18 protein-coding genes and 2 pseudogenes are annotated in these 20,892 nt (G+C 68.8%); 4 read left to right on the top strand and 16 right to left on the bottom strand.

Annotated features, from left to right (window positions below):
- The 12 genes from nuoL to AC5P09_RS17745 are packed head-to-tail and all read right to left on the bottom strand — an operon-like array spanning position 1 to position 12,845.
- Entirely contained in the window at positions 1-1,974 is a 1,974-nt protein-coding gene (gene nuoL / locus AC5P09_RS17800) for an NADH-quinone oxidoreductase subunit L (protein ID WP_493874852.1), read from the bottom strand.
- A 14-nt stretch (positions 1,975-1,988) separates the two neighbouring features.
- On the bottom strand, positions 1,989-2,288 hold the full coding sequence (nuoK, locus tag AC5P09_RS17795; protein ID WP_004927567.1) for an NADH-quinone oxidoreductase subunit NuoK: 300 nt from the start codon (positions 2,286-2,288) through the stop codon (positions 1,989-1,991).
- Positions 2,285-3,127 (bottom strand): NADH-quinone oxidoreductase subunit J, encoded by an 843-nt coding sequence (locus AC5P09_RS17790; RefSeq protein WP_493874851.1) that lies wholly within the window; start codon positions 3,125-3,127, stop codon positions 2,285-2,287. Before AC5P09_RS17790 ends, nuoK begins: the two co-directional genes overlap by 4 nt.
- Complete coding sequence (gene nuoI, locus AC5P09_RS17785; RefSeq protein ID WP_266435345.1) at positions 3,124-3,774, bottom strand: NADH-quinone oxidoreductase subunit NuoI; 651 nt, start codon at positions 3,772-3,774, stop codon at positions 3,124-3,126. The genes AC5P09_RS17790 and nuoI overlap by 4 nt, the downstream gene beginning before the upstream one ends.
- Positions 3,767-5,131, bottom strand: a complete 1,365-nt coding sequence (nuoH, locus tag AC5P09_RS17780) for an NADH-quinone oxidoreductase subunit NuoH (RefSeq protein ID WP_493874850.1) — start codon at positions 5,129-5,131, stop codon at positions 3,767-3,769. The genes nuoI and nuoH overlap by 8 nt, the downstream gene beginning before the upstream one ends.
- Positions 5,128-7,632, bottom strand: a complete 2,505-nt coding sequence (locus AC5P09_RS17775) for an NADH-quinone oxidoreductase subunit G (protein ID WP_493874849.1) — start codon at positions 7,630-7,632, stop codon at positions 5,128-5,130. Before AC5P09_RS17775 ends, nuoH begins: the two co-directional genes overlap by 4 nt.
- The gene (gene nuoF, locus AC5P09_RS17770; RefSeq protein ID WP_307676629.1) at positions 7,629-8,981 is read right to left on the bottom strand and encodes an NADH-quinone oxidoreductase subunit NuoF; all 1,353 of its coding nucleotides are present in this window, start codon (positions 8,979-8,981) and stop codon (positions 7,629-7,631) included. Before nuoF ends, AC5P09_RS17775 begins: the two co-directional genes overlap by 4 nt.
- Entirely contained in the window at positions 8,978-9,850 is an 873-nt protein-coding gene (gene nuoE, locus AC5P09_RS17765) for an NADH-quinone oxidoreductase subunit NuoE (RefSeq protein ID WP_493874848.1), read from the bottom strand. Before nuoE ends, nuoF begins: the two co-directional genes overlap by 4 nt.
- Positions 9,847-11,169, bottom strand: coding sequence for an NADH-quinone oxidoreductase subunit D (locus AC5P09_RS17760; protein ID WP_493874847.1), 1,323 nt, complete (start codon positions 11,167-11,169; stop codon positions 9,847-9,849). The genes nuoE and AC5P09_RS17760 overlap by 4 nt, the downstream gene beginning before the upstream one ends.
- Positions 11,166-11,921, bottom strand: a complete 756-nt coding sequence (locus AC5P09_RS17755) for an NADH-quinone oxidoreductase subunit C (protein ID WP_307676626.1) — start codon at positions 11,919-11,921, stop codon at positions 11,166-11,168. The genes AC5P09_RS17760 and AC5P09_RS17755 overlap by 4 nt, the downstream gene beginning before the upstream one ends.
- Positions 11,918-12,472: a NuoB/complex I 20 kDa subunit family protein gene (locus AC5P09_RS17750; RefSeq protein WP_018528252.1), complete on the bottom strand. Its 555-nt coding sequence runs from the start codon at positions 12,470-12,472 to the stop codon at positions 11,918-11,920. The genes AC5P09_RS17755 and AC5P09_RS17750 overlap by 4 nt, the downstream gene beginning before the upstream one ends.
- Before the next feature lie 13 nt (positions 12,473-12,485).
- Complete coding sequence (locus AC5P09_RS17745; protein ID WP_007383963.1) at positions 12,486-12,845, bottom strand: NADH-quinone oxidoreductase subunit A; 360 nt, start codon at positions 12,843-12,845, stop codon at positions 12,486-12,488.
- A gap of 746 nt (positions 12,846-13,591) precedes the next feature.
- On the opposite strand from AC5P09_RS17745, the gene AC5P09_RS17740 reads away from it, so the two are divergent.
- Together AC5P09_RS17740 and def are read left to right on the top strand one after the other, a co-directional pair.
- Positions 13,592-14,401 (top strand): C40 family peptidase, encoded by an 810-nt coding sequence (locus AC5P09_RS17740; protein WP_493874846.1) that lies wholly within the window; start codon positions 13,592-13,594, stop codon positions 14,399-14,401.
- A 423-nt stretch (positions 14,402-14,824) separates the two neighbouring features.
- Entirely contained in the window at positions 14,825-15,451 is a 627-nt protein-coding gene (gene def / locus AC5P09_RS17735; protein ID WP_493874845.1) for a peptide deformylase, read from the top strand.
- On the opposite strand, the gene AC5P09_RS17730 is transcribed toward def, so the two are convergent.
- The gene (locus AC5P09_RS17730) at positions 15,452-16,741 is read right to left on the bottom strand and encodes a geranylgeranyl reductase family protein (RefSeq protein WP_266435365.1); all 1,290 of its coding nucleotides are present in this window, start codon (positions 16,739-16,741) and stop codon (positions 15,452-15,454) included.
- Between the two features lie 97 nt (positions 16,742-16,838).
- Here AC5P09_RS17730 and AC5P09_RS17725 point away from each other — a divergent pair, with 97 nt between their 5' ends.
- Together AC5P09_RS17725 and AC5P09_RS17720 are read left to right on the top strand one after the other, a co-directional pair.
- A complete protein-coding gene (locus tag AC5P09_RS17725) occupies positions 16,839-17,345 on the top strand; it encodes a GNAT family N-acetyltransferase (protein ID WP_493874844.1) in 507 nt (168 codons plus the stop codon).
- A gap of 106 nt (positions 17,346-17,451) precedes the next feature.
- The gene (locus AC5P09_RS17720) at positions 17,452-17,805 is read left to right on the top strand and encodes a PASTA domain-containing protein (protein WP_493874843.1); all 354 of its coding nucleotides are present in this window, start codon (positions 17,452-17,454) and stop codon (positions 17,803-17,805) included.
- On the opposite strand, the gene AC5P09_RS17715 is transcribed toward AC5P09_RS17720, so the two are convergent.
- The 3 genes and pseudogenes from AC5P09_RS17715 to AC5P09_RS17705 form a co-directional block, all read right to left on the bottom strand.
- Positions 17,792-18,487: a demethylmenaquinone methyltransferase gene (locus AC5P09_RS17715; RefSeq protein ID WP_493874842.1), complete on the bottom strand. Its 696-nt coding sequence runs from the start codon at positions 18,485-18,487 to the stop codon at positions 17,792-17,794. The genes AC5P09_RS17720 and AC5P09_RS17715 overlap by 14 nt on opposite strands.
- A 35-nt stretch (positions 18,488-18,522) precedes the next feature.
- Positions 18,523-19,682: pseudogene (locus tag AC5P09_RS17710) on the bottom strand (acyltransferase family protein).
- Positions 19,682-20,674, bottom strand: a pseudogene (locus AC5P09_RS17705) (glycosyltransferase family 2 protein); the annotation flags it as partial. The pseudogenes AC5P09_RS17710 and AC5P09_RS17705, both read right to left, overlap by 1 nt.
- Positions 20,675-20,892: the final 218 nt, after the last annotated feature.

Raw genomic sequence — 20,892 nt, 5'->3', positions numbered from 1 at the left:
TCAGACCGCCCTCATCAGCAGGGTCGCGGCGACGAGGACCGCCGCACCGCCGAACATCGAGACCGCGTACGACCGTGCGAAGCCGTTCTGCAGCTTGCGCATCCGCCCGGAGAGGCCACCCATCGAGGCCGCCGTGCCGTTGACGACGCCGTCGACCAGGGTGTGGTCGACGTACACCAGGGAGCGCGTGAGGTGCTCGCCGCCGCGGACCAGGACCACGTGGTTGAAGTCGTCCTGGAGCAGGTCGCGCCGGGCGGCCCGGGTGAGCAGCGACCCGCGCGGGGCGAGCACCGGGACCGGGCGGCGGCCGTACTGGGCCCAGGCGATCGCCACGCCGACGACCAGCACCACCATCGTGGCGAGGGTGACCGTCAGCGCACTGACCGGCGGGTGTCCGTGGTCGTGGCCGGTGACGGGTTCCAGCCAGTGCAGGAAGCGGTCGCCGATGCTGAAGAAGCCACCCGCGAACACCGATCCGAAGGCCAGCGCGATCATCGGGATCGTCATGGACCTGGGCGACTCGTGCGGGTGCGGTTCCGCGTGCTCGCCGCGGTGCTCGGCGGCGGGCTCCACACTCGGCTCGGCCGGAGAGGCCGTCTTGGTGTGACGCCAGCGTTCTTCTCCGAAGAACGTCAGCAGCATCACGCGCGTCATGTAGTACGCCGTGATGGCCGCGCCCAGCAGGGCGCAACCGCCGAGGATCCAGCCCTCGGTGCCGCCCTTGGCGAAGGCCGCCTCGATGATCTTGTCCTTGGAGAAGAAGCCGGACAGGCCGGGGAAGCCGATGATGGCGAGGTAGCCGAGTCCGAAGGTGACGAAGGTGACCGGCATGTACTTCCTGAGGCCGCCGTACTTGCGCATGTCAACCTCGTCGTTCATGCCGTGCATGACCGAACCGGCGCCGAGGAACAGCCCGGCCTTGAAGAAGCCGTGCGTCACCAGGTGCATGATCGCGAAGACGTAGCCGATGGGGCCGAGGCCCGCGGCCAGGACCATGTAGCCGATCTGCGACATGGTCGAGCCGGCCAGCGCCTTCTTGATGTCGTCCTTCGCGCAACCGACGATCGCACCGAACAGGAGCGTGACGGCGCCGACGATGGTGACGACGAGCTGCGCGTCGGGCGCCGCGTTGAAGATGGCCCCGGAGCGGACGATCAGGTACACGCCCGCGGTCACCATCGTCGCGGCGTGGATGAGGGCCGAGACAGGCGTCGGGCCCTCCATCGCGTCCCCGAGCCAGGACTGCAGCGGCACCTGGGCGGACTTGCCGCAGGCGGCGAGCAGCAGCATCAGGGCGATGCCGGTGAGCGTGGCCTCGGAGGTGTCTGCGACGAGTCCCGGCTCCTCGTGGGTGCCGAGCACCGGGCCGAAGGCGAAGGTCCCGAAGGTCGTGAACATCAGCATGATCGCGATCGACAGGCCCACGTCGCCGACGCGGTTGACCAGGAAGGCCTTCTTCGCGGCGGTGGCGGCGCTGGGCTTGTGCTGCCAGAAGCCGATCAGCAGGTAGGAGGCGAGACCGACACCCTCCCAGCCGACGTACAGCAGCAGGTAGTTGTCGGCGAGGACCAGCAGCAGCATCGCCGCGAGGAACAGGTTCAGATAGCCGAAGAAGCGGCGGCGCCGCTCGTCGTGCTCCATGTACCCGACGGAGTACAGGTGGATCAGCGAGCCGACGCCGGTGATCAGCAGGACGAACGTCATCGACAGCTGGTCGAGCTGGAAGGCGACGTCCGCCTGGAAGCCCTCGACCGGCACCCAGCTGAACAGGTGCTGGGTCAGTGTCCGGTGTTCGGCGTCCTTGCCGAGCAGGTCGACGAAGAGGATCGCACCGAACACGAAGGACGCGGCGGCCAGGGCCGTGCCGATCCAGTGGCCGACGGCGTCCAGTCTCCGGCCGCCGCACAGCAGGACCGCCGCTCCGAGCAGGGGCGCCGCGACGAGCAGCGCAATCAGGTTCTCAGCATTAGTCACGGTTCAGCGACCCCTTACAGCTTCATCAGGCTGGCGTCGTCGACCGAGGCCGAGTGGCGGGAACGGAACAGCGACACGATGATCGCGAGCCCGACCACGACCTCCGCGGCGGCGACGACCATCGTGAAGAAGGCGATGATCTGGCCGTCGAGGTTGCCGTGCATCCGGGAGAAGGCGACGAACGCGAGGTTGCAGGCGTTGAGCATCAGCTCGACGCACATGAACACGACGATCGCGTTGCGCCTGATCAGCACCCCGGTGGCGCCGATCGTGAACAACAGGGCGGCGAGATAGAGGTAGTTGACGGGGTTCACTTCGACGCCTCCTCCGACCGCTTGAGGTTGGCCTGCTCGATCCCGGTGCGCTCCAGGCGCTCCTCGGCGCGCTGCTCCAGGGCCCGCAGGTCGTTGAGCGCCTCCTGCGACACGTCACGGATCTGGCCGCGCTCCCGCAGCGTCTTGCTGACGGTGAGGTCGGACGGGGTGCCGTCGGGCAGCAGGCCCGCGATGTCCACGGCGTTGTGCCGGGCGTACACACCGGGCGCCGGCAGCGGCGGCAGGTGCTTGCCCTCGCGCACGCGCTCCTCGGACAGCTCGCGCTGGGTCTTGGCCCGCTCGGTGCGCTCACGGTGGGTGAGCACCATGGCGCCGACGGCGGCCGTGATCAGCAGGGCGCCGGTGAGCTCGAAGGCGAAGACGTACTTCGTGAAGATGAGGGCCGCCAGGCCCTCCACGTTGCCACTCGCGTTCGCCTGGGCGAGGCCGTTGAACTCCGTCAGGGAGGCGTTGCCGATGCCCGCGAACAGCAGGATGCCGAAGCCGAGCCCGCAGGTCAGGGCCAGCCAGCGCTGGCCCTTGATGGTCTCCTTCAGGGAGTCCGCCGCGGTGACGCCGACGAGCATCACCACGAACAGGAACAGCATCATGATCGCGCCGGTGTAGACGACGATCTGGACGACGCCGAGGAAGTAGGCGCCGTTGGCGAGGTAGAACACCGCCAGGATGATCATGGTTCCGGCGAGACAGAGCGCGCTGTGCACGGCCCGCCTCATGAAGACGGTGCACAGGGCTCCGATCACGGCGACGGTGCCGAGGACCCAGAACTGGAAGGCCTCTCCGGTGGAGGTGGAGTAGGCGGCGAGTTGCGCGCTCATCGGCCGATCACCTTCTCCGACGTCGGCTCGTCCTCGCCGAAGGTCGACGCGGCCTCCTGCGGAACCTCGCCCTTGGAGAGCGCGACCTGCTGCACCGTGCCGGGCGCGGCCTCGGTCACCAGGCCCCGGTAGTAGTCCTGCTCGTCCGTCCCCGGGAAGATGGAGTGCGGGCTGTCGACCATGCCCTCTTCCAGGCCGGCGAGCAGCTGCTCCTTGGTGTAGATGAGGTTGGCGCGGCTGGAGTCGGCCAGCTCGAACTCGTTGGTCATCGTGAGCGCGCGCGTGGGGCACGCCTCGATGCACAGGCCGCACAGGATGCAGCGGGCGTAGTTGATCTGGTAGACGCGGCCGTACCGCTCGCCCGGCGAGTAGCGCTCCTCGTCGGTGTTGTCGGCGCCCTCCACATAGATGGCGTCGGCGGGGCAGGCCCAGGCGCACAGTTCGCAGCCGACGCACTTCTCCAGGCCGTCGGGATGGCGGTTGAGCTGGTGCCGTCCGTGGAACCGGGGGGCAGTGGTCTTCTGCTGCTCCGGGTACTGCTCGGTCAACCGCTTCTTGAACATGGCCTTGAAGGTCACGCCGAAGCCGGCCACAGGGTTCTGGAAGCCAGGCTTCGTCTGCCCGGCCTCCTTGGGCTCCTCAGCCATCGGACGCCTCCTTTCCATCCGAAGATCCGTCACTCGCAGTATCCGGCCCACCACTGACAATCAACTCGCGCTCCCGGCGCGGACTGCGCCGCGGCACCGGCGGAAGCTCCTGCCCCGGCAGCGGAGGCACGGGGAACCCGCCCGCCATCGGGTCGAAGCCGACCGGTTCCTCGAGGGGCCGCTCGGCCGCCCTCGCCTTCTCGCGGAACATGTCGACGACGAAGGAGAGCAACAGCAGGGCGAGGACGCCGCCGCCGATGTAGAGGGCGATGTCGGCGAAGTCGTAGTTCTCGTTCCTGAGGGTCCGCACGGTGGCCACGAGCATCAGCCACACCAGGGAGACCGGAATGAGGACCTTCCAGCCGAGCTTCATCAGCTGGTCGTAGCGGACACGCGGGAGGGTGCCGCGCAGCCAGATGAAGAAGAACAGCAGCAGTTGCACCTTGACGACGAACCAGAGCATCGGCCACCAGCCGTGGTTCGCGCCCTCCCAGAAGGTGCTGACCGGCCATGGAGCCCGCCAGCCACCCAGGAAGAGCGTCACGGACACGGCCGAGACCGTCACCATGTTCACGTACTCGGCGAGCATGAACATCGCGAACTTGATCGACGAGTACTCGGTGTTGAAGCCGCCCACCAGGTCGCCCTCGGACTCCGGCATGTCGAAGGGGGCGCGGTTGGTCTCGCCCACCATCGTCACGATGTAGATCACGAAGGAGACCGGCAGCAGGACGATGTACCAGCGGTCGTGCTGCTGCTCGACGATCGTCGAGGTCGACATCGACCCCGAGTAGAGGAACACCGAGGCGAACGCGGCGCCCATGGCGATCTCGTACGAGATCATCTGCGCGCAGGAGCGCAGACCGCCGAGGAGCGGATAGGTGGATCCGGAGCTCCAGCCCGCGAGGACGATGCCGTAGATGCCGACCGAGGCGACCGCGAGGATGTAGAGCATCGCGATCGGCAGGTCGGTGAGCTGCATCGCGGTGCGGTGCCCGAAGATCGAGATCTCGTTGCCGGCCGGCCCGAAGGGGATCACCGCGATCGCCATGAAGGCCGGGATGGCCGCGACGATCGGCGCGAGGATGTACACCACCTTGTCCGCGCGCTTGACGACGAGGTCTTCCTTGAGCATCAGCTTGATGCCGTCGGCCAGCGACTGGAGCATGCCCCAGGGTCCGTGCCGGTTGGGGCCGATGCGCAGCTGCATCCAGGCGACGACCTTGCGCTCCCAGACGATGGAGAACAGCACGGTCACCATCAGGAAGGCGAAGCAGAACACCGCCTTGACGACGACCAGCCACCAGGGGTCGGTGCCGAACATCGAGAGGTCTTCAGCGGCGAGGTACGGGCTCATGCCTCCACCTCCTTGGGGGCTTCGGCGGCGAGCGTCGCCGGACCGATGCGGACGAGTGCGCCGGGCAGCGCCCCGGTGTCGGAGGCGACGCCACCACCCAGGGAGTTCAGCGGGAGCCAGACCACGCGATCGGGCATCTCGGTGATCCTGAGGGGCAGTTCGACCGTTCCGGTGTTCGCGGTCACAGCGAGCAGGTCGCCGTCCTTCACACCGGCTTCGGCGGCAGTTGCGGGCGACACGCGCGCGTGTGCCGCATGCCGTGTCCCGGCGAGCGCCTCGTCGCCCTCCTGGAGAACGCCCTGGTCGAGCAGCAGCCGGTGCCCGGCCAGTACGGCCTCACCGGCGGCCGGCCGCGGCAACGCGGCGGCGATCTCCAGGGGTTCGGTGGCGCGCGGCCCGTCCCAGGCCCCGAGCCGGTCCAGCTCCGCACGCGCGGTCCGCAGATCCGGCAGACCCAGGTGTACGTCCATGGCGTCGGCCAGCATCTGCAGCACGCGCGCGTCGGTGGGTGCGAGGCGCCGGGTCATGTGGTCGGGCTTGAGCGCGGCCTCGAAGAAGCGCACCCTGCCCTCCCAGTTGAGGAAGGTGCCGGCCTTCTCGGCGACCGCGGCCACCGGCAGGACGACGTCCGCGAGTTCGGTGACCTCGCTGGGCCGCAGTTCCAGCGACACCAGGAAGCCGACCTCTCGCAGCGCCTCACGCGCGCGTGCCGGGTCGGGCAGGTCGGCGACCTCGACGCCCGCGACCAGCAGCGCCTGGACCTCACCGCCGGCGGCGGCCTCGACGATCTGGCCGGTGTCGCGCCCGTAGCGGTGCGGGAGTTCGGAAAGGCCCCAGGCCGCGGCGACCTCGTCCCGCGCGCGCGGGTCGGTGGCCGGACGCCCGCCCGGCAGCAGCGTGGGCAGCGCGCCCGCCTCGACGGCACCGCGCTCCCCCGCCCGGCGCGGGATCCACACCAACTGGGCGCCGGTCGCGGAAGCGGCCCGTACCGCGGCGGTCAGCCCGCCCGCCACGGCGGCCAGCCGCTCGCCCACGAGGATCACCGCGCCCTCGGTACGCAGCGCCTCGGAGGCCTTCGCGCCGCCATCCTCCAGACCAACCCCGCTCGCGAGCGCGTCCAGCCACTCGGTCTCGGTGCCGGGAGCTGCGGGCAGCAGCGTGCCGCCGGCCTTCTCCAGGCCACGCGTGGCGTGCGTGGCGAGGGAGAACACCTTCTGCCCGTGCTTGCGCCAGGCCTTGCGCAGCCGCAGGAAGACGCCGGGCGCCTCCTCCTCGGCCTCGAACCCGACCAGCAGAACGGCGGGTGCCTTCTCCAGAGCGGTGTACGTGACGCCCGTGCCGTCGAGGTCCCGGCCGCGTCCGGCGACCCGGGCGGCCAGGAAGTCGGCCTCCTCGGGGCTGTGCACGCGCGCGCGGAAGTCGATGTCGTTGGTGTCGAGCGCCACGCGCGCGAACTTGCTGTAGGCGTAGGCGTCCTCGATGGTGAGCCGACCGCCGGTCAGGACACCGGTCCGGCCCCGGGAAGCGAGCAGACCCTGAGCGGCGATCTGCAACGCCTCCGGCCAGGACGCCGGCACGAGGTCGCCCTCGGCGTTGCGCACGAGCGGGTGCTGGAGCCGGTCCCGCTGCTGGGCGTACCGGAACGCGAAGCGCCCCTTGTCGCAGATCCACTCCTCGTTGACCTCGGGGTCCTCGGCCGCGAGCCGCCGCATGACCTTGCCGCGCCGGTGGTCGGTGCGCGTGGCGCAACCGCCGGAGCAGTGCTCGCACACGGACGGCGAGGAGACCAGGTCGAAGGGGCGGGAGCGGAATCGGTACGCCGCCGAGGTCAGCGCGCCGACCGGGCAGATCTGGATGGTGTTGCCGGAGAAGTAGGACTCGAAGGGGTCGCCCTCACCGGTGCCGACCTGCTGGAGCGCGCCCCGCTCGATCAGCTCGATCATCGGGTCGCCCGCGACCTGGTTGGAGAACCGGGTGCAGCGGGCGCACAGCACGCACCGCTCACGGTCGAGCAGCACCTGCGTGGAGATCGGCACGGGCTTCTCGTAGGTCCGCTTCTTTCCCTCGAAGCGGGACTCGGCCTGACCGTGCGACATGGCCTGGTTCTGCAGCGGGCACTCGCCGCCCTTGTCGCAGACCGGGCAGTCCAGCGGGTGGTTGATGAGGAGCAGCTCCATCACACCGTGCTGTGCCTTCTCGGCGACCGGCGAGGTGAGGTGGGTCTTCACCACCATCCCGTCCGTGCAGGTGATGGTGCAGGACGCCATGGGCTTGCGCTGGCCCTCGACCTCGACGATGCACTGGCGGCAGGCGCCGGCCGGGTCGAGGAGAGGGTGGTCGCAGAACCGGGGGATCTCGATGCCGAGTTGCTCGGCGGCCCGGATGACCAGGGTGCCCTTGGGCACGCTGATCTCCACGCCGTCGATCGTCAGCGACACGAGATCTTCCGGCGGGACCGCCGCCTCTCCCCCGCCCGAGGGAGCGTTGGTGGTCACGGTCATGCGTTCACCTCCGTGCGGTGGTCGGCCCAGGCCGTCGACTTGGCCGGGTCGAAGGGGCAGCCACGGCCCGTGATGTGCTGCTCGTACTCCTCGCGGAAGTACTTGAGCGAGGAGAAGATCGGCGAGGCGGCGCCGTCGCCGAGGGCGCAGAAGGACTTGCCGTTGATGTTGTCGGCGATGTCGTTCAGCTTGTCGAGGTCGGACATGACGCCCTTGCCGGCCTCGATGTCGCGCAGCAACTGCACGAGCCAGTACGTCCCTTCACGGCACGGTGTGCACTTGCCGCAGGACTCGTGGGCGTAGAACTCGGTCCAGCGGGTCACGGCACGCACGACGCAGGTCGTCTCGTCGAAGCACTGCAGAGCTTTCGTGCCGAGCATGGAACCCGCGGCGCCCACTCCTTCGTAGTCAAGAGGGACGTCGAGATGCTCTTCGGTGAACATCGGCGTCGAGGAGCCGCCGGGCGTCCAGAACTTCAGCCGGTGGCCGGGCCTCATCCCGCCGCTCATCTCGAGGAGTTGGCGAAGGGTGATGCCGAGCGGGGCCTCGTACTGGCCGGGGCTGGCGACGTGGCCGCTGAGCGAGTAGAGCGTGAAGCCCGGGGACTTCTCGCTGCCCATCGACCTGAACCATTCCTTTCCTTTTTGCAGGATGGCGGGAACCGACGCGATCGACTCGACGTTATTCACAACAGTCGGGCACGCATAGAGGCCCGCGACAGCAGGGAAAGGGGGACGGAGCCGCGGTTGACCCCGGCGGCCTTCGAGCGAGTCGAGCAGTGCGGTCTCCTCACCGCAGATGTACGCGCCCGCGCCCGCGTGCACGGTGAGCTGGAGGTCGAGTCCGCTGCCCAGGATGTTCTCGCCGAGGTAGCCCGCCGCGTAGGCCTCACGCACGGCCTCGTGCAACCGCCGCAGCACAGGGACGACTTCACCGCGCAGATAGATGAAGGCATGCGAAGACCTGATGGCATAACACGCGATGACAATGCCCTCGATGAGGCTATGCGGGTTCGCGAAGAGGAGCGGAATGTCCTTGCACGTTCCGGGCTCCGACTCGTCGGCGTTGACAACTAGATAGTGCGGCTTTCCATCCCCCTGGGGAATGAACTGCCATTTCATTCCAGTGGGGAATCCCGCACCGCCACGACCACGCAGACCGGAGTCCTTGACGTACGCGATCAGGTCGTCCGGCGACATGGCGAGCGCCTTGCGGAGTCCCTCGTACCCTTCGTGCCTTCGGTAGACGTCCAGCGTCCAGGACCTGTCCTCGTCCCAGAAGGCCGACAGCACGGGTGCGAGCAGCTTCTCGGGGCTGGTGTCTTTGATCTCGGGTGCCAAGGTCATCACTCCCCCTCCTCGGCGGTAGGCCCTGCCGGGTGGGCCGGGTCGGAGGCCGACGTGTCCTGCGGCGCGTCGTGCGAGCTCAAGTGCTCCGTCGGTGACGGGTGGTGCACCGCTGTGTCGTGCGGCTCGTCGTGCGGTCCGCCGTCTCGCGGATGGACCACGCGCGCGGGTGCGGCCTCTCCCCTTGCCAGGCGAAGGCCCACCAGCGAAGCGGGTCCCGCTCCGCCGCTCGCCTCGACGGCCCCGGGCCGCTCGTCGGGGAAGCCGGCCAGGATCCGGGCGGTCTCCTTGAAGGTGCACAGCGGCGCCCCGCGCGTGGGCTCGACCGGTCGTCCCGCGCGCAGGTCGTCGACGAGGCGGGTGGCGCTCGCCGGGGTCTGGTTGTCGAAGAACTCCCAGTTGACCATCACGACCGGCGCGAAGTCGCAGGCCGCGTTGCACTCGATGTGCTCCAGGGTGACCTTGCCGTCCTCGGTGGTCCCGCCGTTGCCGACGCCCAGGTGCTCCTGGAGGGACTCGAAGATCGCGTCGCCGCCCATCACCGCGCACAGCGTGTTGGTGCAGACGCCGACCTGGTAGTCACCGCTCGGCCGGCGCCGGTACATGGTGTAGAAGGTGGCGACCGCGGTGACCTCGGCCGTGGTCAGGTGGAGCACGTCCGCGCAGAACTGCATCCCGGTGCGCGTGACGTGGCCCTCCTCCGACTGCACGAGATGCAGCAACGGCAGCAGGGCCGAGCGGGAGTCCGGGTAGCGGGCGATGATCTCCCGCGCGTCCGTCTCCAGCCGGGTGCGGACGTCATCCGGGTATGCGGGGGCGGGCAGCTCGGGCATGCCCAGGCTGACGCCCCGCTCCGAAGAAGAGGTGGTCACCGGTCGACGCCTCCCATCACGGGGTCGATGGACGCGACAGCGACGATGACGTCGGCGACCTGGCCGCCCTCGCACATCGCCGCCATCGCCTGCAGGTTGGTGAAGGACGGGTCCCGGAAGTGGACCCGGTAGGGGCGGGTGCCTCCGTCGGAAACGGCGTGCACCCCGAGCTCGCCCTTGGGCGACTCGACGGCCGCGTACGCCTGTCCCGGCGGTACGCGGAAGCCCTCGGTGACCAGCTTGAAGTGGTGGATCAGGGCCTCCATGGAGGTGCCCATGATCTTCTTGATGTGGTCGAGGGAGTTGCCCAGACCGTCCGGGCCCAGGGCGAGCTGGGCGGGCCAGGCGATCTTCTTGTCGGCGACCATGACCGGGCCGGGCTGCAGCCGGTCCAGGCACTGCTCGACGATCCTGAGGGACTGGCGCATCTCCTCCAGCCGGATCAGGAAGCGGCCGTAGGAGTCGCAGGAGTCGGCGGTGGGGATGTCGAAGTCGAACGTCTCGTAGCCGCAGTACGGCTGCGCCTTGCGCAGGTCGTGCGGCAGGCCGGCGGAGCGAAGGATCGGGCCGGTGGCGCCGAGGGCCATGCAGCCGGTCAGGTCGAGATAGCCGACGTCCTGCATGCGGGCCTTGAAGATGGGGTTCCCGGTGGCGAGCTTGTCGTACTCCGGGAGGTTCTTCTTCATCTTCTTCACGAACTCGCGGATGTGGTCCACCGCGCCGGGCGGCAGGTCCTGCGCGAGTCCGCCGGGGCGGATGTACGCGTGGTTCATCCTCAGGCCCGTGATGAGCTCGTAGATGTCGAGAATCATTTCACGATCACGGAATCCGTAGATCATGATCGTGGTGGCGCCGAGTTCCATGCCGCCGGTGGCGATGCACACCAGATGCGAGGACAGCCGGTTCAGCTCCATCAGGAGCACCCGGATGAGGGTGGCGCGGTCGGGGATCTGGTCCTCGATGCCGAGGAGCTTCTCGACGGCGAGGCAGTAGGCGGTCTCGTTGAAGAAGGACGTCAGGTAGTCCATCCGCGTCACGAACGTGGTGCCCTGCGTCCACGTGCGGAACTCGGTGTTCTTCTCGATGCCGGTGTGGAGGTAGCCGATGCCGCAGCGGGCCTCGGTGACCGTCTCGCCGTCGATCTCCAGGATGAGGCGCAGCACGCCGTGGGTGGAGGGGTGCTGGGGGCCCATGTTGACGACGATGCGCTCGTCGTCTGCGCGGGCCGCGGACTGGACGACCTCGTCCCAGTCGCCGCCGGTGACCGTGTATACGGTGCCTTCGGTGGTCTCCCTGGGGGAGGCGTGGGAAGTGCTCACGAGTACGACCTCCGCTGGTCCGGAGCCGGGATCTGGGCGCCCTTGTACTCGACGGGGATGCCGCCGAGGGGGTAGTCCTTGCGCTGCGGGTGGCCCTGCCAGTCGTCCGGCATCATGATCCGCGTCAGGGCCGGGTGACCGTCGAAGACGATGCCGAAGAAGTCGTAGGTCTCGCGCTCGTGCCAGTCGTTGGTCGGATACACGGAGACCAGCGACGGGATGTGCCGGTCGCTGTCCGGAGCGCTGACTTCCAGGCGGATCAGCCGGTTGTGGGTGATCGAGCGCAGGTGGTAGACGGCGTGCAGCTCGCGGCCCTTGTCGTGCGGGTAGTGGACTCCGCTCACGCCCGTGCACAGCTCGAAGCGCAGGGCGGGGTCGTCGCGCAGGGTGCGGGCGACGCGCAGCAGGTGCTCGCGTTCGATGTGGAAGGTGAGCTCGTCGCGGTCGACGACCGTCTTCTCGATCGCGTTCTCGGGGAGGAGGCCCTGCTCCTCCAGCGCGCCTTCCAGCTCGTCGGCGACCTCGTCGAACCATCCCCCGTAGGGGCGGCTCGTCGGGCCCGGGAGCCGGACCGAGCGGACCAGGCCGCCGTAGCCGGAGGTGTCGCCGCCGTTGTTGGCGCCGAACATGCCGCGCTGGACGCGGATCTCCTCGCCGCCCTCGCCGCGCTGGCCGGGGAGGTTGGAGGCGCCGAGGTCCTTTTCGGGATTCACCCCGTTCGACGCCCCGTTGGTGCCGTTCGCGTCGCTCACCGCAGCAGCCCCTTCATCTCGATCGTCGGCAGGGCCTTGAGCGCCGCTTCCTCCGCCTCACGGGCCGCCTCCTCGGCGTTCACGCCGAGCTTGGAGGACTGGATCTTCTGGTGGAGCTTGAGGATGGCGTCCATCAGCATCTCGGGCCGTGGCGGGCAGCCGGGCAGGTAGATGTCGACCGGCACGATGTGGTCGACGCCCTGGACGATGGCGTAGTTGTTGAACATGCCGCCCGAGGAGGCGCAGACCCCCATGGAGATCACCCACTTCGGGTTCGGCATCTGGTCGTAGACCTGCCGGAGCACCGGCGCCATCTTCTGGCTGACCCGGCCGGCGACGATCATCAGGTCCGCCTGCCGCGGCGAACCGCGGAAGACCTCCATGCCGAAGCGCGCCAGGTCGTAGCGGCCGGCGCCGGTGGTCATCATCTCGATGGCACAGCAGGCGAGGCCGAAGGTGGCGGGGAAGACGGACGACTTGCGCACCCAGCCCGCGGCCTGCTCGACGGTGGTCAGCAGGAAACCGCTCGGCAGCTTTTCTTCGAGTCCCATGGCTAAAGGCCCCTCAGTCCCATTCCAGGCCGCCGCGCCGCCATACGTACGCGTACGCGACGAAGACGGTGAGCACGAAGAGCAGCATCTCCACGAGCCCGAAAACACCCAGGGCGTCGAAGGTGACGGCCCAGGGGTAGAGGAAGACGATCTCGATGTCGAAGACGATGAAGAGCATCGCCGTCAGGTAGTACTTGATGGGGAAGCGCCCGCCGCCGGCCGGCGTGGGGGTCGGCTCGATTCCGCACTCGTAGGCCTCGAGCTTGGCCCGGTTGTACCGCTTCGGACCGATCAGCGTGGCCATGACCACGGAGAAGATCGCAAAGCCTGCCCCGAGGGCTCCCAGTACGAGGATGGGCGCATACGCGTTCACCGCTCCTCGCTCCTCTCAGTCGGCACTGACTGCTGGCGATGGCACATCGGACTCACATCCGCCTCACATGTCCCGAGAGCCCCGCTAGTCCCGGCGAAGATCGCGAACATGTGAAGCAGGTCACAAGCCCAACTGCCTCGCATCTTATGCCTGCCGCTCTGTGATCTGCGACACGGGGTATTGCACAAGCTTTGTGATCTCCACCACCTGACGAAGGATCATGAAGTCGGACGAGTGTCGATCTTCGTACGAGAAGCGTCCGAGTGATCACCAGACGTGACAGTTTGACTCGTCGGCGCAGGTCGAAAGGTGAGTCTCCATATCAAGAGACTTCCCTTGCATGCAAATTGGTGCTGGACGCGGCGCCTTGATAGAGGACCGCGTTCACACATCAGAGGGAGCCACGGTGCACGGTGTGGACGCGTGCACACATTCACGAGCTCGGCTCGACGCGTTCCGCACACCGGACGCACCCGCACTCGTAACCGTTGCGTGACCTCCACCACATCCCCGAGAAGCACATGAGAAGCGGGGTTGGCCACCTGTCCCAACCAGTGCTAGGTGGCGGGCAATTCGGGCGTAACAATGAAAACCCATGACCACAGGCATGATCACTCGCGTCCGCAATGTCCGTTACGGCGTCAATAAAGAACGACACGCCCGGCGTTCGGGACACCGATTGAACAACTGTGGCGCACCACACGTTTCTTGAAGGTATGGAGGAGCCCCTGATACCGGTTGTTCTCATGTCCCACACCGCTCACATACGCAGCCACCGGAAACCCCGCCGCAGCGCGTCGACCATCGCGATGCGGGCCGGAGTTGCCGGTGGCGTCCTCAGCACCCTGGCAGTGGCCGGGGCGTCGGGTTCGGCGAACGCGGCCGAGCCCGTGACGCAGACCCTTGAACTGCCCACCCTGACGGCCGACCTGGCCACGCAGGTCGCCGAGTCCGCCGACGCCACGCAGCAGGCGGCGGCGAACTACCAGCTGCAGGCCGAGCGTGACGCGGCCGCCGCAAAGGCCGCGAAGCAGGCCAAGGCGGACCTCGCGGAGGCGAAGCAGAAGGCCGAGGAGAAGAAGAAGGCGGCCCAGGAGGCCGCTCGCAAGGCCGCTGCCGAGCGTGCGTCCCGCACCACCGAGCGGGCCACCCTGTCCGCCTCGGCGAGCGCCAGCACGTCCACGAGCACGTCCACGGCCACCGGTTCGGCCGCCGCGGTCATCGCCTTCGTCAAGGCGCAGGTCGGTGACGCCTACGTCTCCGGCGGCACCGGCCCGAACTCCTGGGACTGCTCCGGCCTCGTGCAGGCCGCCTTCAACCAGATCGGCGTCAGCCTTCCGCGCGTCTCGCAGGACCAGTCGACCGCCGGCACCCAGGTCTCGCTCGACAACCTGCTGCCGGGCGACATCCTGTACTGGGGCAGCGCGGGAAGCGCGTACCACGTGGCGGTCTACGTCGGCGACGGCATGTTCGTCGGCGCGCAGAACCCGTCCACGGGCGTCGCCGAGAAGTCGCTGTCCTACGACCCGCCGACCGGAGCGGTGCGGGTGCTCTGACGCAAGCAACAGCAGTATGGATGGGGCCGCAGCCGCTCGGGGGCTGCGGCCCCATCCGGCTCATCCGAGGCCGGAGCCGGTCGTTGAAGTGGCCGTGCACGACGGGGGTGGGCGTGCGCAGGTAGAACGTCACGCCGGTCATCCAGTCCGTCCCCAGTGCGTCGCACCGGGCGAGTTGCGGATCCGCCGCGCGCAGTGCGGGGCCCGTCACGCGCGCGTGCTCGACCGGCAGCGCGGCGGACGACCCCTGACGAAAGGCCGCTCCCCGGCGCCCGCCAGGAAGCGTCTGCGGGTGTGGCCGGTCCGGCCGGTCTGGTTCTGGGGCTGCTGTGTGTGTTCTGTTGTCATGAGCAACGGAGGGTGGGGAGGGGCTCCGGAAGGCGGAACCCGGGTTCCCCACCGCACACGACAGGAGAAACAGTCATGCCAAGCGTGTTCGTACAGGGCAGGCCCGTCGACTCGTATCCCCCGCTCGCACCCGACGCCCGGCGCGGGTCGGTACGGCGTATCACCGAGGTGGGCGAGGGAGTCCTGCACAAGCCGTGCCGGGACGTGACTGAGTTCGGTCCCGATCTCGCGGCGCTGATCGACGACATGTTCCTGACGATGTACGTCGCCGACGGCGCGGGACTCGCCGCGAACCAGGTCGGCGTCGATCTGCGGCTGTTCGTCTACGACTGCCCGGACGACGACGGTGTCCGACATGTCGGACACATCGTCAACCCGGTGCTGGATCCGCTCCCCCCGGCCGGGCGACGGCTGCTCGACGACAACGAGGGGTGCCTGTCGGTGCCCGGGGCCGTGATGGACGTACCGCGTCCGGACCGGGCCGTCGTGCGCGGGCTCGACAAGGACGGCGAGCCGCTCGTCATCGAGGGCACGGGGTACTTCGCCCGCTGCCTCGCCCACGAGACCGACCATGTGAACGGGCAGGTGTATCTCGACCGGCTCTCCAAGCGGGAGCGGAAAGACGCGCTGCGGCAGGTGGCGGACCGGCGCGAAGAGGTCTTCGCCCGCCGGGCCGCCAACACAGTCGCCCTCACCGGCTGATCACGCCTTCGGCGCCACCTTGCTCAGGCCGTTGATGATGCGGTCCATCGCGTCGCCGCCCGTCGGGTCGGTGAGGTTGGCGAGCATCTTCAGCGTGAACTTCATCAGCAAGGGGTGCGACAGGCCGCGCTGGGTCGCGATCTTCATGACCTTCGGGTTGCCGATGAGCTTCACGAAGGCGCGGCCCAGCGTGTAGTAGCCGCCGTAGGTGTCCTTGAGGACGCGCGGGTAGCGCTGGAGGGCCAGTTCGCGCCCCGAAGGGGTCGAGCGGGCGTGGGCCTGGACAATGACGTCGGCGGCGATCTGGCCGGACTCCATGGCGTAGGCGATGCCCTCGCCGTTGAAGGGGTTCACCAGGCCGCCGGCGTCGCCGACCAGCAGCAGGCCCTTGGTGTAGTGGGGCTGGCGGTTGAAGGCCATGGGGAGGGCGGCGCCGCGAATGGGACCGGTCATGTTGTCGGGGGTGTAGCCCCAGTCCTCCGGCATCGACGCGCACCAGGCCTTCAGGACCTCGCGCCAGTCGAGTTCCTTGAAGGAGTCCGAGGTGTTCAGGACGCCGAGGCCGACGTTCGAGGTGCCGTCACCCATGCCGAAGATCCAGCCGTAGCCGGGCAGGAGACGGTCCTCGGCGCCCCGCCGGTCCCACAGTTCCAGCCAGGACTCCAGGTAGTCGTCCTCGTGGCGCGGCGAGGTGAAGTACGTACGGACGGCCACACCCATCGGGCGGTCCTCGCGGCGGTGCAGGCCCATCGCCAGCGAGAGCCGGGTCGAGTTGCCGTCGGCGGCGACGACCAGCGGCGCGTGGAAGGTGACCTCGCGCTTCTCCCCGGTGTCACCGAGCTTGGCGTGGACGCCGGTGATGCGGCCGGTGCGGTCGTCGAGGATCGGCGCGCCCACGTTGCAGCGCTCGTACAGCCGCGCGCCCGCCTTCTGTGCCTGCCGGGCCAGTTGCTCGTCGAAGTCGTCGCGCTTGCGGACGAGGCCGTAGTCCGGGAAGGAGGCGAGATCCGGCCAGTCCAGCTGCAACCGCACACCCCCGCCGATGATCCTCAGGCCCTTGTTGCGCAGCCAGCCGGCCTCCTCGGAGATGTCGATGCCCATGGCCACGAGCTGCTTGGTGGCGCGCGGGGTGAGTCCGTCACCGCAGACCTTCTCGCGCGGGAACTCGGTCTTCTCCAGCAGGAGTACGTCGAGTCCGGCCTTGGCGAGGTGGTAGGCGGTGGTGGAGCCGGCTGGCCCCGCGCCGACGACGATCACATCGGCGGTGTTTTCGGAGAGGGGCTCGGTCACGGCGGGATCTCCCCAAGTTCGGAATCTGCGTGCCGACCGGCACTGGACATGGGCAGTCTATTCAGCAGAATTGATCACCCGGCTGAAGGGCTGCCCTGTGAACCGACCTCTCCCCGTAGTACGGCTGCGTGTCCCCACGGACGAGGACGCCGTCGCCTGGCACCGGACGTTCGCCCACCCGGAGGTCATGGAGTTCCACGGTGGCAAGGCCGCGGAGCTGTCCGTCTACGAGGAGCTCACCGCCCGCCGGCGCCGGCACGACGCCGAGCGCGGGTACTGCCTGTGGACCATGCTCGACGAGGCCGGGCAGGTCATCGGCTTCACCGGCGCCCAGCCGTGGGAGCGGGACTGGGGGCCGGCGGGCGAGATCGAGATCGGCTGGCGGCTCGGGCGCGAGCAGTGGGGCCGGGGATACGCCACCGCCGCCGCGCGGATGACGCTGGAACGGCTGCGTGCGGCGGGCGTGCCGGACGTGGTCGCCATGGTCGACGCAGGCAACACCCGGTCCGTCGCGGTCACCCGCCGACTGGGCATGCGCCTCGCCGAGGTGTTCCGGACGCCGGCGCCGGAGCGGGAGGGTCACTGCTACCGGCTCGATCTGTAAAAGTCGATGGTTACACACAGTAACTGACTGTCACAGAAAGACACTTGGCGCTTCCGGACGGCATGCACCCGGGGTTACTCTGCCAGTACCGCTGGGGGTGACATCTGTGCGAATAACACCCAAATCGCCCGAGGTGCGGGTGCCGAAGCTGGTCGGTCTGATGGCTGTGGACGCGCGCGAGGCGGCCGAGGCAGGCGGCGTGGCCCTCGCCGCTCCCGACCGGCCCGACTTCCGTCGCACGGTCGTGGAGTACGTCGTACGGCAGTACCCGCCACCCGGTGCCGAGATTCCGCGCGGGGCCGTGGTGACCGTGTGGTTCGAGTTCGGCGAGGGTGAGGGCGGCGGCGGCGCGGGCGTGCACGAGCCGCGCCTGCCGCGTCCGGGTGGCGGCGGCATGCAGCGCGAGCTCGACGAACCGGGCGCCCCGTACTACGCCGTGGCCGGGTTCAACTCGCCTTGAAGCCCCGGTGCAGCGCCACGATCCCACCGCTCAGGTTCCGCCAGGCCACCCTCGACCAGCCGGCCTTCTGGAGTCGCTCGGCCAGCGCGGGCTGGTCGGGCCAGGCGCGGATGGACTCGGCGAGGTAGACGTACGCGTCGGGGTTGGACGACACCGCGCGCGCGACCGGCGGCAGGGCGCGCATCAGGTACTCGGTGTAGACGGTCCGGAAGGGCGCCCAGGTCGGGTGCGAGAACTCGCAGATCACGACCCGGCCGCCAGGCTTGGTCACCCGGTACATCTCGCGCAGGGCCGTGTCGGTGTCCTGCACGTTGCGCAGCCCGAAGGAGATGGTGACGGCGTCGAAGGTGTCGTCCTTGAAGGGCAGCTTCGTCGCGTCGCCCGCAGTGAACGGCAGCCAGGTGTGCTTGCGCTTGCCGACCTGGAGCATGCCGAGGGAGAAGTCGCAGGGGACGACGTACGCGCCGGTGCGGGCGAACGGCAGCGAGGACGTGGCGGTACCGGCGGCCAGGTCCAGGACCTTCTGCGCGGGGCGGGCGTCGACCGCCTTGGCGACCTCCTTGCGCCACACCCGGTCCTGGCCGAGCGAGAGCACGTCGTTCGTCAGGTCGTACCGTTCCGCCACGTCGTCGAACATCGAGGCGACTTCGTGCGGCTGCTTGTTCAGGGAAGCGCGGGTCACGGGGCCATTGTTGCAGTACGTCCCCTCGCGCCGGCTCAGGGGAGCAGCCGCGGCTTCCTCTTCGCCGCCACGTCCTCCACCCATCCACATCCCAGGACGAACCCGGCGATCAGGATCCAGCCGACGCCGAACATGAACCACTGGCTCTCCAGCGGCAGATACGTCTCGAAGGCGGGCACCTGCCAGAACCGGTCGATCAGCGGGACCGCCAGGATCAGCGCGATCTCGTGCCAGAGGTAGATCGTGACCGCGCGCGCGTTGAAGACCGTCACGAGCCTGTCCAGCCGCCGGAAGCGGGTGAGCCCGGCGAAGTCGATCCGGAAGCGGGCCTTGGCCCACATCAGGAGCAGCACGAAACCGGCCGACCAGAAGGCCTGCGCGAGGGGGATCTCGTCGAGGTCGTAGGTGCCGAACTCGGCCTGGTGGCCGACGGCGTACCAGCCGCCGTATCCCATCGCGGCGAGCGACAGCACGACGACCACCGCGGGCCGCATCCGCTGGAGCACGCCGTCGCGGTGGGCGAAGCCGAGGATCCAACAGAAGAGGTACGTCGACAGGTCCCACAGTGCGCTGTGCTGTCGAAGCGGTTGTCCGGGCCCGACCAGAGGAAGGTCAGGACCAGGATCGGGCACAGGGACAGCAGGAGCACCGGGACGGGGGCGAGCCGGAAGACCTTCAGCAGGAGCGGGGAGAGCAGGACGAACCACAGATACGTCCGCAGGTACCAGAGGATCTCCCAGGCCTGTACGCCCCACTCGTTGCCCGGCGGGTCGCCGAGCGGGACGATCCAGTAGACGATCTGCCAGCCCGGCATCCAGCCGTGGACCAGCATCGCGACGACCACGAAGAAGCCCCAGAACCAGAACGGGGGCAGGAGTCGGCGCAGCCGGCTCTTCACCACCGTGAGCGGCGGGCGCTCCAGGGACTTGGCCATCAGCGTGCCGGCCAGGCCGAACATGATCCCCATGGAGGGGAAGACCAGGCCGGCCCAGGCCCACCCGAAGGTGTGGTACGTGACGACGCGGACGAGGGCGACGGCACGGAGGGTGTCGAAGTAGCGGTCGCGTCCGGCGGCCCTCGGCGAGGTCGTGGCGTCCACCTGCGGCAACGGGGCGGTGTCCGCGACGGGAACGGGCCGAACACCCACCCTGCCCAGGCCCCCCTTTCCCACACCGCCCTTGCTGTGTGCCCCCATCAGCCCGCCCCCGCCGGGGTGCCCACCTCGCCGGTCCGCTTCAGCTTCTGCCAGCGCAGGCGGCCGCCGGTGAGGGCGGTGATGCAGGAGTGGATGAGGACGAGGTACATCATCTGGCGGTAGGCCAGCTGTTGCAGGGGCATCATCAGCAGGTAGCGGTACTTCTCGCGGTCGAGCCGGAAGGCGTACGCCGCGCAGAACAGCTGCACGCCGAGGACCGCGAGCCAGGCCAGCAGCGCCGCCCGGAAGTCGACGAAGATCATCGAGTAGACGGTGAACACGTCGATGAGCGGGGCGAAGACCGGCGTGACGATCTGGAAGATGACCACGAGCGGCATGCCGACCCGGCCGAAGCGGCCCGAGGGACCCTTGTCCGTAAGGGACTTGCGGTGCTTCCAGAGCGCCTGCATCGTGCCGTACGACCACCGGTACCGCTGCGACCACAGCTGCTTCAGGGAACCCGGCGCCTCGGTCCAGGCGCGCGCGTGCTCCTGGTAGACGACCCGCCAGCCCTCTCGGTGCATGGCGATGGTGATGTCGGTGTCCTCCGCGAGGGTGTCCTCGCTCATGCCGCCGACCTGGAGGACCGCCTCGCGGCGGAACGCGCCGATCGCGCCGGGGATGGTCGGCATGCAGCGCAGCAGGTCGTACATGCGGCGGTCGAGGTTGAAGCCCATCACGTACTCGATGTGCTGCCAGGCGCCGATGATCGTGTCGCGGTTGCCGACCTTGGCGTTGCCGGCGACCGCGCCGACCTCGGGGTCGGCGAAGGGCTGCACGAGCTGTCGTACGGTGTCCGCCTCGAAGACCGTGTCGCCGTCCATCATCACGACGATGTCCTAACTCGCGCTGCGTACACCGTTGTTGAGGGCGGCCGACTTGCCCGCGTTCTCCTGGCGGATGACCCGGACGTTGAACATGCCGAGCGAGTCGGCCGCGCTGCGCGCGATCTCGGAGGTACCGTCCGTCGACCCGTCGTCCACGACGATGACCAGTCCCGGCGGCCCCCGCCGCTTGCGTCGCGCCCCCTTTCTGCTGCTCCATGACACCGCTGATGGTGGTGAAGGTGTACCGTTCCTGGGCAGTGAGCGGGAGTGAGTCCGCGCACTGGCACGCCCCGAACAGTCTTGGGTGCACTGGTCGTCCGCTTTCGCAACCGGGTGGCGACACGGATCCTGTCCGTGGTCCGGTCCCGGAAGGGCGGAGTCCC

This window comes from Streptomyces sp. a15 (assembly GCF_059026085.1).
The sequence above is the reverse complement of the archived record's forward strand: the minus strand, read 5'-3'. Positions and strand labels throughout refer to the sequence as shown.

What these genes read in the sequence shown, in the direction of transcription:
- AC5P09_RS17790 (WP_493874851.1), bottom strand. Translation starts at nt 3,127, where the DNA reads ATGAGCGCGCAACTCGCCGCCTACTCCACCTCCACCGGAGAGGCCTTC.
- nuoI (WP_266435345.1), bottom strand. Translation starts at nt 3,774, where the DNA reads ATGGCTGAGGAGCCCAAGGAGGCCGGGCAGACGAAGCCTGGCTTCCAG.
- nuoH (WP_493874850.1), bottom strand. Translation starts at nt 5,131, where the DNA reads ATGAGCCCGTACCTCGCCGCTGAAGACCTCTCGATGTTCGGCACCGAC.
- AC5P09_RS17775 (WP_493874849.1), bottom strand. Translation starts at nt 7,632, where the DNA reads ATGACCGTGACCACCAACGCTCCCTCGGGCGGGGGAGAGGCGGCGGTC.
- AC5P09_RS17750 (WP_018528252.1), bottom strand. Translation starts at nt 12,472, where the DNA reads ATGGGACTCGAAGAAAAGCTGCCGAGCGGTTTCCTGCTGACCACCGTC.
- AC5P09_RS17740 (WP_493874846.1), top strand. Translation starts at nt 13,592, where the DNA reads ATGTCCCACACCGCTCACATACGCAGCCACCGGAAACCCCGCCGCAGC.
- def (WP_493874845.1), top strand. Translation starts at nt 14,825, where the DNA reads ATGCCAAGCGTGTTCGTACAGGGCAGGCCCGTCGACTCGTATCCCCCG.